General features: G+C 61.4%; 15 protein-coding genes and 1 other RNA gene. 1 reads left to right on the top strand and 15 read right to left on the bottom strand.

Annotated features, from left to right (window positions below; all coding sequences use genetic code 11):
• Position 1: 1 nt before the first annotated feature.
• The 5 genes from OPV09_RS05920 to rnpB all read right to left on the bottom strand — a co-directional run bounded on the left by OPV09_RS05920 (position 2) and on the right by rnpB (position 4,463).
• Entirely contained in the window at positions 2 to 1,780 is a 1,779-nt protein-coding gene (locus OPV09_RS05920; RefSeq protein ID WP_034748891.1) for a peptidoglycan D,D-transpeptidase FtsI family protein, read from the bottom strand.
• Positions 1,780 to 2,049 (bottom strand): cell division protein FtsL, encoded by a 270-nt coding sequence (gene ftsL, locus OPV09_RS05915; protein ID WP_034748894.1) that lies wholly within the window; start codon positions 2,047 to 2,049, stop codon positions 1,780 to 1,782. Before ftsL ends, OPV09_RS05920 begins: the two co-directional genes overlap by 1 nt.
• Positions 2,046 to 3,023, bottom strand: coding sequence for a 16S rRNA (cytosine(1402)-N(4))-methyltransferase RsmH (gene rsmH / locus OPV09_RS05910; RefSeq protein WP_338680865.1), 978 nt, complete (start codon positions 3,021 to 3,023; stop codon positions 2,046 to 2,048). The genes ftsL and rsmH overlap by 4 nt, the downstream gene beginning before the upstream one ends.
• Before the next feature lie 9 nt (positions 3,024 to 3,032).
• Positions 3,033 to 3,461 (bottom strand): division/cell wall cluster transcriptional repressor MraZ, encoded by a 429-nt coding sequence (gene mraZ, locus OPV09_RS05905; RefSeq protein ID WP_034748899.1) that lies wholly within the window; start codon positions 3,459 to 3,461, stop codon positions 3,033 to 3,035.
• A gap of 662 nt (positions 3,462 to 4,123) precedes the next feature.
• Positions 4,124 to 4,463: RNase P RNA component class A (rnpB, locus tag OPV09_RS05900), an RNA gene on the bottom strand.
• Between the two features lie 198 nt (positions 4,464 to 4,661).
• Between rnpB and OPV09_RS05895 the strand changes: the two genes are divergently transcribed.
• Positions 4,662 to 6,365 carry a thiamine pyrophosphate-binding protein gene (locus OPV09_RS05895; protein ID WP_338680864.1) on the top strand — a complete coding sequence of 568 codons (1,704 nt, stop codon included), beginning with the start codon at positions 4,662 to 4,664 and terminating at the stop codon, positions 6,363 to 6,365.
• Between the two features lie 73 nt (positions 6,366 to 6,438).
• On the opposite strand, the gene OPV09_RS05890 is transcribed toward OPV09_RS05895, so the two are convergent.
• The 10 genes from OPV09_RS05890 to OPV09_RS05845 all read right to left on the bottom strand — a co-directional run bounded on the left by OPV09_RS05890 (position 6,439) and on the right by OPV09_RS05845 (position 16,111).
• The gene (locus tag OPV09_RS05890) at positions 6,439 to 6,981 is read right to left on the bottom strand and encodes a hypothetical protein (protein WP_338680863.1); all 543 of its coding nucleotides are present in this window, start codon (positions 6,979 to 6,981) and stop codon (positions 6,439 to 6,441) included.
• A gap of 151 nt (positions 6,982 to 7,132) precedes the next feature.
• The gene (locus tag OPV09_RS05885) at positions 7,133 to 8,197 is read right to left on the bottom strand and encodes a porin (protein ID WP_034748905.1); all 1,065 of its coding nucleotides are present in this window, start codon (positions 8,195 to 8,197) and stop codon (positions 7,133 to 7,135) included.
• A 974-nt stretch (positions 8,198 to 9,171) separates the two neighbouring features.
• On the bottom strand, positions 9,172 to 9,630 hold the full coding sequence (locus OPV09_RS05880) for a nuclear transport factor 2 family protein (RefSeq protein ID WP_338680862.1): 459 nt from the start codon (positions 9,628 to 9,630) through the stop codon (positions 9,172 to 9,174).
• Positions 9,627 to 10,394: an SDR family NAD(P)-dependent oxidoreductase gene (locus tag OPV09_RS05875; protein ID WP_034748911.1), complete on the bottom strand. Its 768-nt coding sequence runs from the start codon at positions 10,392 to 10,394 to the stop codon at positions 9,627 to 9,629. Before OPV09_RS05875 ends, OPV09_RS05880 begins: the two co-directional genes overlap by 4 nt.
• Complete coding sequence (locus OPV09_RS05870) at positions 10,391 to 10,951, bottom strand: DUF3833 domain-containing protein (protein ID WP_319993364.1); 561 nt, start codon at positions 10,949 to 10,951, stop codon at positions 10,391 to 10,393. The genes OPV09_RS05875 and OPV09_RS05870 overlap by 4 nt, the downstream gene beginning before the upstream one ends.
• Positions 10,942 to 12,222: an MFS transporter gene (locus OPV09_RS05865; RefSeq protein ID WP_331778600.1), complete on the bottom strand. Its 1,281-nt coding sequence runs from the start codon at positions 12,220 to 12,222 to the stop codon at positions 10,942 to 10,944. The genes OPV09_RS05870 and OPV09_RS05865 overlap by 10 nt, the downstream gene beginning before the upstream one ends.
• Positions 12,219 to 12,767 (bottom strand): chalcone isomerase family protein, encoded by a 549-nt coding sequence (locus OPV09_RS05860; RefSeq protein WP_128141344.1) that lies wholly within the window; start codon positions 12,765 to 12,767, stop codon positions 12,219 to 12,221. The genes OPV09_RS05865 and OPV09_RS05860 overlap by 4 nt, the downstream gene beginning before the upstream one ends.
• Positions 12,768 to 12,769: 2 nt before the next feature.
• Complete coding sequence (locus OPV09_RS05855; RefSeq protein WP_331778601.1) at positions 12,770 to 14,017, bottom strand: cyclopropane-fatty-acyl-phospholipid synthase family protein; 1,248 nt, start codon at positions 14,015 to 14,017, stop codon at positions 12,770 to 12,772.
• Positions 14,014 to 14,811 carry a DUF1365 domain-containing protein gene (locus OPV09_RS05850; RefSeq protein WP_331778602.1) on the bottom strand — a complete coding sequence of 266 codons (798 nt, stop codon included), beginning with the start codon at positions 14,809 to 14,811 and terminating at the stop codon, positions 14,014 to 14,016. Before OPV09_RS05850 ends, OPV09_RS05855 begins: the two co-directional genes overlap by 4 nt.
• Positions 14,801 to 16,111: an NAD(P)/FAD-dependent oxidoreductase gene (locus OPV09_RS05845; protein ID WP_070305684.1), complete on the bottom strand. Its 1,311-nt coding sequence runs from the start codon at positions 16,109 to 16,111 to the stop codon at positions 14,801 to 14,803. Before OPV09_RS05845 ends, OPV09_RS05850 begins: the two co-directional genes overlap by 11 nt.
• Between the last annotated feature and the right edge of the window lie 144 nt (positions 16,112 to 16,255).

Genomic DNA, 16,255 nt, shown 5'->3' with positions numbered 1-16,255 from the left:
TTCACATGGCCTCCGGGCCGGCATTGGCCGGGACCACGATTTCGGTAACGGAGGAATCGGGCGGTACGTTCATCGCGCGCAGCGCGTTGGTCGCAATCGCCGCGAAAGCGGGAGCGGCAACCTGGCCGCCATAGTGGGCGGGGCCGGTCGGTTCATCGATCATCACGGCAATGATGAAGCGCGGCGCCGACATCGGCACCATGCCCACGAAAGAGCCGATGTATTTGCGCGGCATCGCATAGCGGCCGTTTTCCACTTTATAGGCGGTACCCGTCTTGCCGCCGACTCTGTAGCCGGCAACCTGGGCGCGCTTGGCCGAGCCGTGCGCGCCGGAGACCACGAGTTCGAGCATGGCGCGCATTTCGGCGGCCGTCTTCGGCTTGATCACCTGCTGGCCCACGGGCAGTTCATTGACCTTCTGGAACGACAGGGGAATGGTGTCGCCATCGCGCGCGAACATCATGTAAGAGCGCGCCAGTTGGATCAGCGAGACGGAAATGCCGTTACCGTAGCTCATGGTGGCCTGTTCCACCGGGCGCCACGATTTGTATGGACGCACACGGCCGGCCACGGCACCGGGGAAGCCCCATTTCGGCTGCTGGCCGAAGCCCACCTTGGTAAACATTTCCCACATTTCCTGCGACGGCATGCCCAGCGCGATTTTCGAGGTACCGATGTTCGACGACATCTCGATGATTTCCGAGACATTGATCACGCCGTGCGGCTTGGTGTCGGTGATCGTGCGGTCGGCGATGGTGTAGCGGCCCGGGCCCGTGTCGATCAGGGTGCCCGGCTTGACCCGGCCCGTGTCGAGCGCCAGCGAGACCGTGATCGGCTTCAGGGTCGAACCTGGCTCGAAGGTATCGGTCATGACGCGATTGCGCAGCTGCTGGCCCGTGAGCTTGCGGCGGTCGTTCGGGTCGTAGCTCGGGTAATTGGCCAGGGCCAGCACTTCTCCCGTATGCACGTCGAGCACCACGGCGCCGCCGGCCTTGGCATTGAATTTCTCCACCGCTTCCTTCAACTGCGTGAAGGCGATGTACTGGATCTTGCTGTCGACGGACAGGGTCAGGTCCTTGCCGTCATGCGGTTCGTGGATGAAACCGATGTCTTCGACGATGTGGCCCAGGCGGTCCTTGATCACGCGGCGGCTGCCGGTGGTGCCGACGAGGGTTTTCTGCTGCGCCAGTTCCATGCTTTCCTGGCCCACGTCTTCCACGTTGGTAAAGCCGACCACGTGGGTCATCACTTCGCCCTGCGGATAGAAGCGCTTGTATTCCTTGCGCTCGTCGATGCCGTCGATGCCCAGCTTGGAGATCTTGTCGGCCACGTCCATCTCGACCTGGCGTTTCAGGTAAACGAAGCTGCGGTCCGAATCGAGCTTCTTGCGCAATTCGTTGACGTTCATTTCCAGCAGGCCGGCCAGCGCATTGATTTTTTCGGGCGACGCCTGCAGCACGTCGTCGGGAATGGCCCAGATGGCTTTCACGGGGACGGACGAAGCGAGCACCTGGCCATTGCGGTCGGTGATCTTGCCGCGCGTGGCCGGCAATTCGAGCGTGCGCTCATAGCGCGCCTTGCCCTGCTTTTGCAGGAACTGCGTCGACACGCCCTGCAGCCACAGCGCGCGCGCGCCCAGGCCGGCGAAAGCGAAGAACAGCAGGAACAGCACGACGCGCGAACGCCAGACAGGCAGACGCACCGCCAGTACGGGGTTCTTCGAGAATGGCACGCCTTTCGATGCCGCCACCCGGCCGTTGCTATTACCGCCCAACTTCATTATTCGCCCTCCGTCAGGTATTGCGTACGCGCCGCCGTCAGCGGCGTCATGCTCAGGTCGCGCCGCGCGATCGATTCGATGCGTTCATGCTTGCCCAAAGTGGACTGGTCCAGCTGCAGTTGCGCCCAGTCGATGTCGAGCTGGCGCGACAGCGCTTGCGCGCGTTCCAGGTCGATCAGCAGGTGGCGCGACTGATACTGCGCGTTCACCAGCGACAGGCCGCAGCACACCAGCAGGGCCGACAGCACGACACACAGCTTGCCAGTCATCGGGCGCCGCCATTTGCAGGGGAGGCCAGCGGCAAACGCTGCGCCACGCGCATCACGGCCGAACGCGAGCGCGGATTGCCCTCGATCTCGGCGTCGGACGGCTTCATCTTCGAAATCAGCTTCATTTCCGGCTGCGGCAAGTCGACCGCGCGGATCGGCAGGCGGCGGTCAGGCTGCTCCACGTTCGCCTTCGAGGCGAAGAAGCGCTTGACCATGCGGTCTTCCAGCGAGTGAAAGCTGATCACGGCCATGCGCGCGCCGGGCGCCAGGCAGGCATACGCCTGGTTCAGGCCGATCTCGAGATCCTCGAGCTCTTTGTTAATGAAAATGCGTATGGCCTGAAAGGTGCGGGTAGCGGGGTCCTTACCCTTCTCGCGGGTCTTGACGGCGCCTGCCACGATGCCGGCAAGCTGTCGTGTGCTTGAAATTGGCTGGACTGCCCGGCCAGCAACAATCGCCTTTGCAATCTGAAAAGCAAACCGTTCTTCCCCATAATCGCGTATCACTTTCTCTAAATTCTGCTCGGTTTCCACCGCCAGCCATTCGGCCGCGGAGATGCCGCGCGTGGTATCCATGCGCATGTCCAGCGGTCCGTCGTTGCGGAAGCTGAAACCGCGCGCCGCGTCGTCAACCTGCGGCGACGAGATGCCCAGGTCGAGCAAAATGCCGTCCACCTGCCGCACGCCGCGTTCGGCCAGGCTGGCCGTCATGGTGGCAAAGCTGTCATGGACGATCTGGAAACGGGGGTCGGCGATCTGCTCGGCCGTGGCAATCGCTTGCAAATCCTTGTCGAAACCGATCAGGCGCGCGTCATCGGCCAGGCGCGACAAAATCAAGCGGCTATGGCCGCCGCGGCCAAACGTGCCATCGACGTAAACGCCGTGCGCGCGGTCGCCCGTCAGGTCGAGGGCATCGACCGCTTCATCGAGCAGCACCGTGCGATGCTGAAATTCCGGCACCGTGAGTTGTGTCATTACGGAGCCTTAGAAAGAAAAATTGGAAAGTACATCGGGGGTGCCGGCATCGATCGCCTGCTGTTCTTTGTCGGCCAATTTGGCGGCATCCCATATTTCAAAGTGGCTGCCCATGCCGATCATCATCACTTCGCGCGCCAGCCCGACGGCGTTGCGCAATTCGGGCGAGATCAGCACACGGCCGGCCGAGTCCAGCTCGACGTCGACGGCGTTGCCGAGGAAGATGCGCTGCCAGGCGCGCGCCGACATGGGCCAGGCGGCGATTTGCTGGCGGTGGCTTTCCCACACGGGACGGGGGAAAAACAGCAGGCAGCCATCGGGGTGTTTGGTCAGGGTCAAACGGCCTTCGCATTGAATCGCCAGCGCGTCACGGTGCTTGGCAGGGATAGACATCCTGCCTTTGGCATCGAGATTGATTGCGGACGCGCCTTGAAACACGGAAGACCTTTTTTGAGCTTGGGTTGCGATGCTTGCGCATCACGATAAAAAGGGAAAATTTCCCACAAAAACACACTTTTTCACACAGTTGCCCACTTTAGAGGAAGCAAAGATAGTGGTCAAGCGGTTTCCGATTGGCAAAACAGGAATTTTATTAATGAAATTAAGGACTTAGCGCATATCGTTGAAGGAGTCTCAAATAAAAATATATCGATAAATTAGATACTTATGAAAGATAGTGAATGTGCTACCTCATCTGCACACATGTGTTTTCCTACCGTAAACATCGAAAAAAACGAAATCAAATAATTGAATTTTTTACAGTTAGTTGACACATGACAATAATTTCCTTATCCAGGCACAACAGCAATCCAGCGCAGTGAAAGACTTGGTTTAAAGCAAAAAATAATCGTCCACGGCGCGTACCGGCCCTGTTTTCAGGGGCTGGCCTGACGCGGGAAAACTATTTTTGCAATGCAGCAATTAATTAGAACCAAGAAACTTTAACCAATTGTTCACTTTAGTTGTATATACAACTTTATCTTCCCCGCACTATTTTTAGAAACAAAAAAAGCCCCGTTGCGGGGGCTTTTTGGTTGGCGCGCAGCAGGCAAAGCTGCTGCGTCCGAGATGCCCCCTGGCAGACCAGGGAGCAGGAATTCAAGTGAAGCAGGCCGATAGGCCGGATTTTGTTACGGCGCCTTCCCTTGCAGGTCGGCGCTATGACAGTCATTCCTCTAGGCGCCAGATTACTCGGGCGCTCAAGCTTTCTACCCGCACGCTCCGCGAGCAGCATCATCGCGTGCCTATTTGAAATTGCACCAGGTGGAGGTTACCGCGTTTCACCGTAACTTAATACGCTCGTCTCTGTGGCCCTATTCCTCGCCTTATACCTTGCGGCTTTCAGCGGACGGCCGTTAACCGTCACCCCGCTCTATGGAGTCCGGACCTTCCTCCCGCCAGCGCATTACTGCGCCGGCCAGCGACTGTCTGGCCTGCTTCACCCGCCATTGTACCGCGCCGCAGCATGTTTCTGCAAAAGCGCGCCGCACCGGCCGGGGGATTGTGTAATTCGGTGTCGCCATTTCAAAAGCCGGGCCAAATCGGCTCACATAGAATGAGGCAAGCTGCTTGCATGCAGGCGCATGCGTACCGCTTGCCCCATTTCTTTGCCACCCACTAGAATATAAAGAGCCGAACATGACGCAACAATCCCGTACCGGCGGCCAGATCCTGGTCGATGCCCTGCAGATCCACGGTGTCGACACCGCTTTTGGCGTGCCTGGCGAAAGCTACCTGGACGTGCTCGACGCCCTGCACGACTCGGGCATCCGCTTCATCATCAACCGCCAGGAAGGCGGCGCCGCCTTCATGGCCGAAGCCTACGGCAAGCTGACGGGCAAGCCGGGCATCTGCTTCGTCACGCGCGGACCGGGCGCCACCAATGCCTCGATCGGCGTGCACACGGCTTACCAGGATTCCACGCCGATGATCCTGTTCATCGGCCAGGTGGGCAACGATTTCGTCGACCGCGAAGCGTTCCAGGAAATCGACTACCGCCGCATGTATGGCCAGATGGCCAAGTGGGTGGCGCAGATCGACCGCGCCGAACGCATCCCCGAATACCTGGCGCGCGCCTTCCAGGTGGCCACCAGCGGGCGTCCCGGTCCCGTCGTGCTGGCCCTGCCGGAAGACATGCTGATCTCGCTGGCCACCGTGGCCGACACGCGCGCCTACCAGCCGGTGCAAGCGGCGCCGTCCGGCGCCCAATTGCAGCAGTTGCGCGGCATGCTGGCCACCGCGAAGCAGCCGCTGGTCTTGCTGGGCGGCACCACCTGGACGCCGCAAGCGTGCGCCGACCTGCAGCAGTTCGCGGAAAACAATCAGCTGCCCGTCGCCTGCGCCTTCCGCTTCCAGGACTTGCTCGACAATGCGCACCCGAACTACATCGGCGACGTCGGCATCGGCATCAACCCGAAACTGGCCGCGCGCGTGAAAAATGCCGACCTGGTGATCGCCATCGGCCCGCGCCTGGGCGAGATGACGACGGGCGGCTACACCCTGTTCGATTCGCCCGTGCCGCGCCAGCGCCTCGTGCACATCCATACGGATGCCGAGGAACTGGGCAGCGTCTACCAGGCTGAGCTGATGATCAACAGCGGCATGCCGCAAGTGTGCGCCATGCTGGCCGCCATGGCCCCCGTCGATGCTTCCGCATGGAAACATACGCCGGCCGAAGCCAAGGCCGAGCTGGCCGCCTACCAGGAACAGCCGCCCATCTTCCAGGATGGCCAGGCGCCGCTGGACCTGTGGCAAGTGACGCAGGAGATCATGGCGCAAGTGCCGCCCGACACCATCCTGACGAATGGCGCCGGCAACTACGCTTCGTGGGCCCACCGTTTCTACCGCTACGGCGGCATGCGCACCCAGCTGGCGCCAACCAACGGCGCCATGGGCTACGGTGTGCCGTCAGGCGTGGCGGCCAAGATCGTCCATCCCGAGCGCACCGTGATCACGTTTGCCGGCGACGGCGAATACATGATGAATGGCCAGGAACTGGCCACGGCCGTGCAATACCAGGCGGGCGTGGTCATCATCGTCTTCAATAACCAGATGTTCGGCACCATCCGCATGCACCAGGAGCGCGACTACCCGGGCCGCGTGTCGGGCACGACCCTGCACAACCCGGATTTCGCGGCACTGGCGCAAGCGTACGGCGCGCATGGCGAAGTGGTGAATACGACGGAAGAGTTCGCCCCGGCCCTGCAACGGGCGCTGGCGCACGCCAAGGCGCACAACTTGCCGGCCCTGATCGAGCTGCGCTACGACGGCAACCTGATCACGCCGAACGCGACCCTGGCCACCATCCGCGCCACGGCGGAAAAGGCGCAGGCGGCCAAATAAGCTCCTTGCAACGCTGCAAATAACAAAGGCCCGGTCGATACCGGGCCTTTTTCTTTTTGACAGCGGCAATCGCTCAGGCTGCGGGCACAGTCGCGCTTTCCTCGGCAGGCACTGGTTCGACCGGCGCTTGCGGCATCGGCGGGCATGGCGTGCAGTTTTTCAGGGGACGGCCGAAATCGCGCACGCGGCTCAGTTTCATCGGCATGCGCACGTTGCCGCCGCAGTAATCGCCTTCCAGGGTCAGGGTCTGGCCATCCTTGGAAAACTTGCCGACGATGGTGCGCTCCTCGCTGTCGGCGCCGGCGATGGTGAAGTCGAAAACGCCCGTGGCGGCGTCCAGGTTGACGTCGTTGGCCACGATGGGCCAGCTCAGCGCGCCGGCCGTGAATTCATAGATGACGGAATCGGCCTCGGCAAAGCGGTGCAAGGTGACGCGCTGGCCGCCGATTTCGCCGCTATCCTTTTGCAGGCACAGGTCGGAGTAGACGGCCACGCCGTAGCGCTCCAGTCCGGCCGGCTTCTTGCCCTTGACGGCAGCGGCAGCGGCGCCCGTGGCGCCAGCCAGCAGCAGCGCGGCCAGCATGGCAGCCAGGCGCGGCGATGTGTATGAATACATGGCATTCCTTTACTTGAGTAACGGCGCCATTATAACTGGCGCCGCCAATGCAAAAACGCGCCGCCAGGACTAGCCTGGAGACGCGTTTCCTTGCTTATCAGCATCCCCGAAGGGATGCTGGCAGCGGAACTAAGCTTCGCTTGCGCGAATATTAGAACGAGTGACGAACGCCAACGTTGAAGGCTTTGTCGCCCGTACCAACATTGCTGTTGTTACCAACGGTGTAGCCAGCGTTGTTTTTGTTCGAGATTTTAGCGTACGAAGCGTAGGTGCTGGTGCGCTTCGACAGAGCGTACGAGTAGCCCAGCGAGAACTGGTTAGCATCGGCGTTTGCGCTGTTTTTGTCGTTCACGTGGATGATCGAAGCCATCACGGTGCCTGCTGGACCAACTGGTACCGTTGCGCCGATCAGAGCGGTGGTGCTGTCGGTGCTGAAGCCAGCCGAAGTGTAGTCAAACGCGTTAACGTTGCCGTTGTTGCGGATGGCGCTGTTTTGGCCTTTGTTCACGCCGTATGCGACGTAAGCTTTAGCAACTGCGAAGTCGTAGTTAGCTGCAGCCAACCAGTTACGGCCGCTACCGGTTTCGGTCAGCGCGGTGTCGTTGCTGGTGTTGTTGTAAGCGATACGAGCGTTCAGAGGACCGTTCGAGTAGCCAGCCGACGCGCCGATTTTGCGGCCGATTTTGTTCGACTCAGCGTTTTCGCCGAAGGTGTAAGCCACGTCAGCGTCAAAGCCGTTGAAGTTTGGCGAGGTGTACAGCACGGTGTTGCTGGTGCGGGTGTTCGCTGGGAACAAGTTTTTAGCGGAACCAGCGTAGCCAGCTGCGAATGGATCAGCAACTTTCGACAGGGTGTTGTACCAAGGGGTGTATTGACGACCCAGGGTCAAGGTACCGGTCGTTTTGCTGCTCAGACCAACGTAAGCTTGACGATTGAACAAGGTACCAGCAACGTCTTGTTGACCGTTGTCAACGCCGAAGCCCGATTCCAGAACGAACAGTGCCGACAGGCCGCTGCCCAGATCTTCGGTGCCTTTGAAGCCGATACGGGAAGCCGAAGCAATGCCGCTGTCCAGTTTGTTAACGTTGCCGTTAACACCGCCGCGCTCGCTGACGAAACCAGCGTCAACGGTACCGTAGATGACAACGCTCGATTGAGCTTGGGCTACGCCAGTGGCTGCTGCCAGAACTGCCAGGGTGATCAGAGTTTTTTTCATTGCGATTTCCTTTAATTTTTGAAGCAAAAAGTAATACAGCCTATGCATCTCGAGCTGCGCTCTAGCAGAGCGCTTTTTATGAGTGAGGGCAAGGTCTCCACCTGCCACATTGCTGTTCCGGTCAGGGGAACATTCATATCGGTATCGGCACGCTATTGCACCGATAAGCTTGAAGGCTGCATAACGACCGTCATTCGTGCGCCGGTTCGGTGCTCAAACGGCACCGGAAGCGGCACTATAACGACCGTTTCACATTCCATCAAGTTCCAACATGTTACTTCCGGTACCAGGCCGAGGGCTTTTTCAGGCATCCCGACCATCGCCAACCGTACTACGCGACAGAGCCAGTGCCCCTTGCCAACCAATGCATTGGCCTGATTGACCATTCCATCATAGCGCATGCCTTGTCGACACCCGTTGTATTAGTGCAACAGTATCAGGCGAGTGATTAAAACGTCAACATGCTTTACCCGTCATTTGCCCTCCAAGATTTACGCGACAAAGCGCGCAATTTGTCAGGCGATAATGGATAAACGGGACGAAGCATACACGGCATCGCCAATGTTTGCTGCCGAACGCACAAAAATGGGAAATAAAGCGCCCGTTTTTGGTGCGTTGCCGCATTATTCAGGGGCGTAGGCGCCATTTTCGACGTCGGCGCGCGCGTCGGAAAAATAGCCAGAGTAGCAACGGAATTACTGACTTTCCGGTAATTTAAATTGCTCACATAGAAATGTTTTCCGTGTTTTCCGGACTACGCTTCAGTTATCCGATTGGAACGGATGAGGACGACTCTTGCTTGCAAATTGCGCATCACTTGAAACAATTTCTTACAATGTTGCCTTCTCAATATTTTGATATATTTGTGTCTAAAAAACGACACTTTGACCGAAATCAAGTTTTCGCCTGACCCATTCCGCACAATTTACTTTTTCTTTTTTGCATTTTTTGCTTAAAAGCATCAAGAAACCACCTTAGCGCTGGCTTGCCCGCCGCAGCATGCGCATGAAACCGCCCAGCAACGGCAGTTTTTCATACAATTCTTCCGCCGCATCCCAATAATCGCGATGCACGACCACCCGTCCCTGCGTATCGAAACGCACATGGGTTGCGCCACGAATGCACTGTTCGCCAGATACCAGTCGTTTCATGCGGAAGCGAAACTCCCACGTCAGGAACGCTTGCTGCCCCTGCCCCACGCTTTCCAGCACGACAAACCGGGGCGCATCGACTTGCACGAACATGTGCTCGAAGATGGCCAGGATGGCGGCATGCCCCACCACCTCGTTGAACGGGTCCTTGAAATGGGCGTTCGGCGCATACACGGCGCCCAGCTGGGCCAGGCTTTCCAGGCTCAGGTGCTCGTAAAACCCCACCAGGCGCGCCAGCGCCGCTTCCACGCCTTCCGTCGTGTCCAGCATACTTGTGCTCATACGCCCGTCACCTTGCGGATCAGCCAGAAATAGGCGCGGTACGGCAACAGCCGCGCCAGGCGCATGGTATTGGTAAAGCGTTTGGGAAAGTGGATGTGGAACTGGCCCCGCTCGATGCCGTCGAGCATGGCGGCGGCCGCGTCCTGCGCCGTCATCAGAGCTGGCATCGTGAAATCGTTGTCCGCCGTCAAAGGCGTGGCGACAAAACCGGGGTTGATTTGATACACATCAATTCCGCGTGCATGCAGATCCAGATACAGCGACTCCGTCAGGTTGATCAGCGCCGCCTTGCTGGCGCCGTACGCGAGGGCTTTCGGCAAACCGCCATAACCGGCCACCGAGGCGACGATGCCGATGCCGCCGCTACCTTGGCGCAATAGCCACGGCAAGGCCTGGTCCAGGCAATTGAAGACGCCGCCCACATTCAGCGCCAGCAAGCCCTGGGCCGCCTCAAGGTCGAAGCTATCGGCGCGCATGGCCTGATAGCCGCCAGCGACCACCAGTATCAGGTCGATATGCGTCCATTGCTGCTGCAATTGCGCGCAGACGGCCCGCAGCTGCGCGTGCTGCGTGATATCGAGCGGCAATGCCTGCGCCAGCGGCTGCCCCTCGCACAGTCGCTCGAGGCTGGCGCGGTGACGTGCCGACAAGGCTACGCTCGCGCCCTGCTCCAGCAGCAAGGTCGCGCACGCGGCGCCGATGCCGCTGGAAGCGCCGATGATCCACACATGCTTGCCGGCCCAGCTGGTGATCTTGCGGTTCATGGGACCGCCTGCGGACGCTTGCTGAACGACAAGGTGACGGCGCCCAGGCTGAAACCGAACTTGCTCATGGCGGCGCGGTTCAGCATGACCTTGTCATCCATCAGGAACATCCAGTCCTCGAAGTCGACGTGGTAGACCGTGCCATCGACGGGCAGCGCCAGCACGTATTGCCAGCGCAGCGCATTGCCGGCCACTTCGCCGACGGCTTCCCCGATCACGTCGGGCGCCGTGCCGATGAAGCGCCCGGGCGCCGTCTTGCGCAAGGTCCACACGCGCCGTTGTTTGCTGCCGTCGGAATACGTGAAATCCTCGTCCAGGGTGCCAATCTCGCCCGTCCAGCTGGCCCGCATCACGACGGTGAAGCGCTTGACCACCTTGCCGGCGCGGTCCTGGAAGATGCCGTGGGCGTCCAGCGTGCCGTTGAAGTACTGCTGCAAGTCCAGCTTGGGTGTTTCCTGCGCGTAGGTGGCAGGCGTGGGCGGCGTGGAACAGGCGGCCAGCGCCAGCAGCAAGGCGGCTGCCGTCATGCCGCGCCGGCAACATTTCATCAGATACATGGTCGATACTCCCCGGTTTCACTATATATATGTTGTAGAGGCGCGCGCCACAGCAGCAGCGCGGCCAGCAGTTTCAGGGCGCAGGGCAGCAAGGCATAGGCGGCGGACAGGGCCGGCAAGCCGCCGCCGCTGTTGCCAGGCACATAGCCGAGCCAGGCCAGCAGGGGCAAGGCGATGCCGGCCGCCAGCGCCAGGCTCATCTGTACGCCCCAGTTCCACCAGCCGAAATACGCGGCTTCGTGCCGCCCGGCATGGCCAGCCGCGCCGATCAGTCCTGCCAACAGGGCCGGAGGCAAGGCCAGGTCGGCGCCCAGCGCCAGGCCCGACAGCAGGCAGATCGTGGCAAAACCCCAGGCGGCGCCCGCGCCCAGGCCATACGCCCAGACAAACACGCAAGCTGCCAGCAGCATGGCGCCGCCCCAGGCGCGCGCCTCGCCAAAGCGCCGCGCCAGGGCTACCCACGCGGGCATCGAGGCTGCCGCCGCGCAAAAGTAGACGATCAAAAACGGTCCGGCGTAATGGCCGAGGCGCAAGTAGTCGGTGGCAAAGAACAGGAACAGAGTGGCGGGGATGGCGGCCGCCACGCCATTGACGAGCAAAACGGCAAACAGCCAGCGAAACGCGCGCTGGCGAAACGGCAGCTTCCAGCCATTGCCGGAAACCGCTTCTGCGGCACTGCGCAAGGCGGGACGCGGCGCGCGCGCCAGCAGCAGCGCGCCCGCCGCCAGCAGGCAGACGGCAAAGGCCAGCGACAAGCCGTCATAGCCGAACACGGAAGTGAGGCCCGCCGCCAGGATCACACCGAACAAGCCGCAGCCTTCGCGCACGGCCGTCACCCGCGCCCGCTGCGCGCGCAGCTGGCTCAGGGCCGCACCCCAGCTCTGGTGCGCGATGCCGGCAAGGCCATACGCGGTGTAGACGAGCAGCAAGGCAGCCAGGAACCAGGCCAGGGTCGCCGTTTCCCGCATGGCCGGTGGATGGAACAGGGCGCCAAAGCCCAGCAGCAGCAAGGGCAAGGAGGCGCCGACATATACAGCATAGCTGCGCCCGCCACGCGCCATCCAGGCACCGAGGGCCGGATCGATGAAGGCGGCGGCGATGCGGGCCGCCAGCAGCACGGCGCCGATCTGCGCCAGATCCAGGCTGCTGCGCTGCGCATAAAACGGCGCTACATATATATAGATGGGCAGCGCCAGCATGGCCAGCGGCAAGCCGAACAGGCCATAACTGAACAAGGCTTGCAAGCTCAAGGCGCCGCCCACGGCATTCATGGCAGCGGCGCCGCACTCTGCAGCAAGGCCGCGCGCAGCTTCGGCGCCGTCGTCGATGGCGACAGCCAGATGGCAAAGAACGCACGCGCGAAGTCGCCATCCGTCACGTCCGCCAGTACCTTGCCGTCGAGGTAAAAGCGTACGCCGGGCGCGATGCCGGCCCGGTAGACGCCCGCGATGCGCTGGTCTTCCTTAACGTCAGGAAAGATGCGCTGCATGGTGGACAGCCAGGCCAGGCGCTGCGCTTCCGTGCCCACGCCCAACTTTTGCATCTGTTCATGACTGGCTTCGGCGATCTTCTTGCCGTCGAGCGCGCGTGCGTAGCGCAGTTCCAGCACAAACGGCGCCGTTTCGGACGCCGCGCCCTGGTAGCCTTGCGGGCCCACCCACAGTTGCGCCCGATAAATACGCATGCCGAACCACGTGTATTCGCCCTCGCCCGCCAGCCGGGCTTCGGGCACGTCGGCAGCGATAAAGGCCGGCGGCGCGGCCGCGGCACCCAACACGGTCAATGACAGCACAATAGTGGCAAGCAGGCGGCGCATGGTCAGTCCTTGATCAGGGTAAATTGCATCACATCCGTGTTGTGCGCCTGGAAGGCGGCCTCGCAATACGCGAGGTAAAACTCCCAGGTCAGCAGGAAACGGCCATCGAAACCCTGCTTTTCCAGCGCCGTGCGCTGGACCAGGAAGCTGGCGCGCCACTGGCGCAAGGTTTCCGCGTAATCGAGGCCGAAGCTGAAGGCGTCTTCCACGCGCAAACCCTGCGCCTCGGCGGCGCGGCGAAACTCGGCCGGCGACGGCAGCATGCCGCCCGGGAAAATGTACTGTTGAATAAAATCCGTGCTCTTGCTGTAGCGCTCGAACAAGTCGTCGGCAATGACGATGGTCTGGATGCAGGCGCGTCCGCCCTGCTTCAGGTTGCGCGCCACGCACTCGAAATAGCCGGGCCAGTAGCTTTGCCCCACGGCTTCGAACATCTCGATCGAGGCGATGGCGTCGTACTGGCCGGCGCTGTCGCGGTAGTCGCACAGTTGCAAATCAGCCTGCTGCGCCAGCCCCGCGTCCTGCAGGCGCTGGCGCGCATAGGCAAGTTGCTCCGTAGATAGAGTCAAACCCGTCACGTGGGCGCCGTAGCTGCGCGCCGCCGTTTCCGCAAAGCCGCCCCAGCCGCAGCCGATTTCCAGCACCTTGGCGCCCGGCTGCAGCTGCAGCTGGTCGGCGATGCGCCGGTATTTCGCACCTTGCGCCTGCTCCAGGCTGGCGCCTTCGCTGAACAGCGCGCTCGAATACGTCATCGACGGATCCAGCCACAACTGATAAAAGGCGTTGCCGATGTCGTAATGGGCGTGGATATTCTTCTTGCTGCCGGCCCGCGAATTGCGGTTGAGCAAGTGCCGCAGCTTGTAGACGAGGTTGCCCCACCAGTTGCCATAGATCAGCGATTCGATCTGCGCGCGGTTGCGTATCATCAGCTCGATCAGGCCCGGCAAATTGTCCGTGCGCCAGTCGCCGGCGATAAACGTTTCCGCAAAGCCGATATCGCCCGAGCGCAGCACGGCCGAGCACAAACGCCAATTGTGCAAGTCCAGGGTGACGGGGTGGCTGCCGTCGCCATACAGCAAGATACTGCCGTCAGGCGTGCGCAGGCGCAGGGCGCCATGCTGCAGTTTTTCCAGCAAGCGCAAGATCACGCGCCCGGAGGCGGGCACGTCCAGGTGCGTGTGATCGGCCGTGTGGTCGGGACGGACGCAGGCGCGCGCCTGCAGGCCGGTCGGCAGGAAATCGGAGCTCATCGGGACACCTTTTCTTGTGGTGGAAGGGGTTTGCTGAAAAACGGCACGCGGCGCAGCCACAGGCGCAAGGCTTGCCAATGAATGCGCGCCATCACGCCTAACGTCATCAACGGATAGCGCAGCAGGGCCCAGGCGATGGCGCCATCGCGCAGCGGCTGCGCCGTGCCGGACAAGCTCGTCTGCAGCAGCGGGCCGTCGAGGTCGTCATAGTCGACCCGGGCCAGGTGGCGCTCGCCGCCCTGTTCGCTGTTACGCAGGAAATGGAAACGATAATTTCCCTCCACCTTGCAAAACGGCGAGACGTGGAAAATTTTATTGGCGCGCAGCTCGCTGCCATACGCGATGGCGCCGCCCTGCTCGAGCAGGTACAGATGGCGCTCGCCAAAGGTATTGCGCACATCGCAGACCACGGCGCGCAGCGCGCCATCCGGGCGGTGGCAAAACCAGAAGCTGACGGGATTGAAGACATAACCGAACATGCGCGGCATGGTTTGCAGCCAGATTTCACCACCCGCATCCGCCACGCCATGTTCACGCAGCAAGCCGTCGATCCAGTCCAGCAGCGGCGTCGCGCCATCGCCGTGGTCGCTGTCGCGGAAGGACAGCACATTGGCGCCGTTGCGCGACATCAGCCGGGCAGGAAAATCGCGCGCCCCCATGCTGCGCAAAGGCAGGCGCAGATAAAACATGCCGTAAGCAAAAGCATGTGCGCGTGGGCGCAGCCGCGCATGGCGCACCTGTCCCAGGCACAGCTGGGGCTGCGGTGCCACGGGCGGCGATGGATCACGCGGCATGGCCGAGCTCCGCCGCCGCCATGCCATTGAGTATTTGCGCCACGGCCAGGCCCGACTTCAAGCCGTCCTCGTGGAAACCATAACCCGTCCAGGCGCCCGCGAACCACGTATGCTGCGCGCCCTGGAAACCGGCCAGGCGCGCCTGGGCGGCAATGGCCGCGCCATCGAACACGGGGTGGGCATACGAAAATTCGTCGATGATGCTCGCCGGAGCGGGCTCGTCGAGCGGGTTAAGCGACACGATAACGGGCGTGGTAAAGGGCAAGGGTTGCAGCTGGTTCAGCAAATAATGCACGCACACTTGCGGCGCATCGCCTTGCGCGGCCGGCCTGCCCTGGTAATTCCAGGCCGACCATGCCTTGCGGCGCTGCGGCAGGCAGGACGCATCCGTATGCAGCACAGCTCGATTCGGCTGGTAACGCACGGCTTCGAGCACGGAGCGCTCATCGTCGCGGATATCTCCCAGCAGGGCCAGCGACTGGTCGCTGTGGCAAGCGAGCACGACATGATCGACATGCTCGACGCCGGCGGCCGTATGCAGCTCGACCATGCGCGCGCCACCGTGCGGCTGGCGGCGCACGGCCAGCACGGGGCAAGCGAGGCGCTGCTGCGGGATGCCGGCCAGCAGTTTTTCCACGTACACGCGCGATCCGCCCCGCACCGTGCGCCATTGCGGACGGTCACTCACTTGCAGCAAGCCATGGTTGTGGCAGAAACGGATGAACGTGGCCAAGGGAAAAGCCAGCATCTGGCGCGCCGGGCACGACCAGATGCATGCGGCCATCGGCAGCAGATACCAGTGGCGGAACTCGTCGCCATAGTTGTGCAGGTCAAGGTATTCGCCCAGCGACATGGCCGGCGCCGGCACGCTGGCCGTGGCCAGGGCGCTGGCCTGGCGGTTGAAGCGCACAATGTCGCGCAGCATGCGCAAAAAGGCGGGGCGCAGCAGGTTGCTGCGCTGGGTAAACACGGTATCGAGATTGGCGCCCGCCCATTCCAGCACGCGCGCATCGGATGCCGTGCCCAGCGGCATTTTGACGGAAAACGACATGTCGCTGTCGGCCGCCTCGACACCGAGTTCGTCAAACAGCTGCACCAGGTTCGGGTAGGTGGCGTGGTTAAACACGAGAAAACCCGTGTCGACGCCATGCGTGACGCCATCGAGCGTGACGTCCACCGTATGGCTGTGGCCGCCAAAATAGTCGCCCGCCTCGTACAAGGTGACGTCCTGGCCCGCTTGCGCCAGGCGATAGGCACACGACAATCCTGCGATTCCTGCTCCGACGACGGCAATTTTCATGAGTGCACCTGTGTTAAGTTTGTCCTGGACAAATAAGCCTCATGGATAATCGATGAAATATTGATTTATGTCAATGAGCGCTCTCAGCCGTTCAGAAACTTATACGTCGGCAATTTTCAATCGGATTCAGCTATTTGGTCCGGG

The organism is Janthinobacterium sp. TB1-E2 (assembly GCF_036885605.1).
Classification (GTDB): Bacteria; Pseudomonadota; Gammaproteobacteria; order Burkholderiales; family Burkholderiaceae_D; genus Janthinobacterium; species Janthinobacterium aestuarii.
This window is presented reverse-complemented; position numbering and strand designations above follow the sequence as displayed.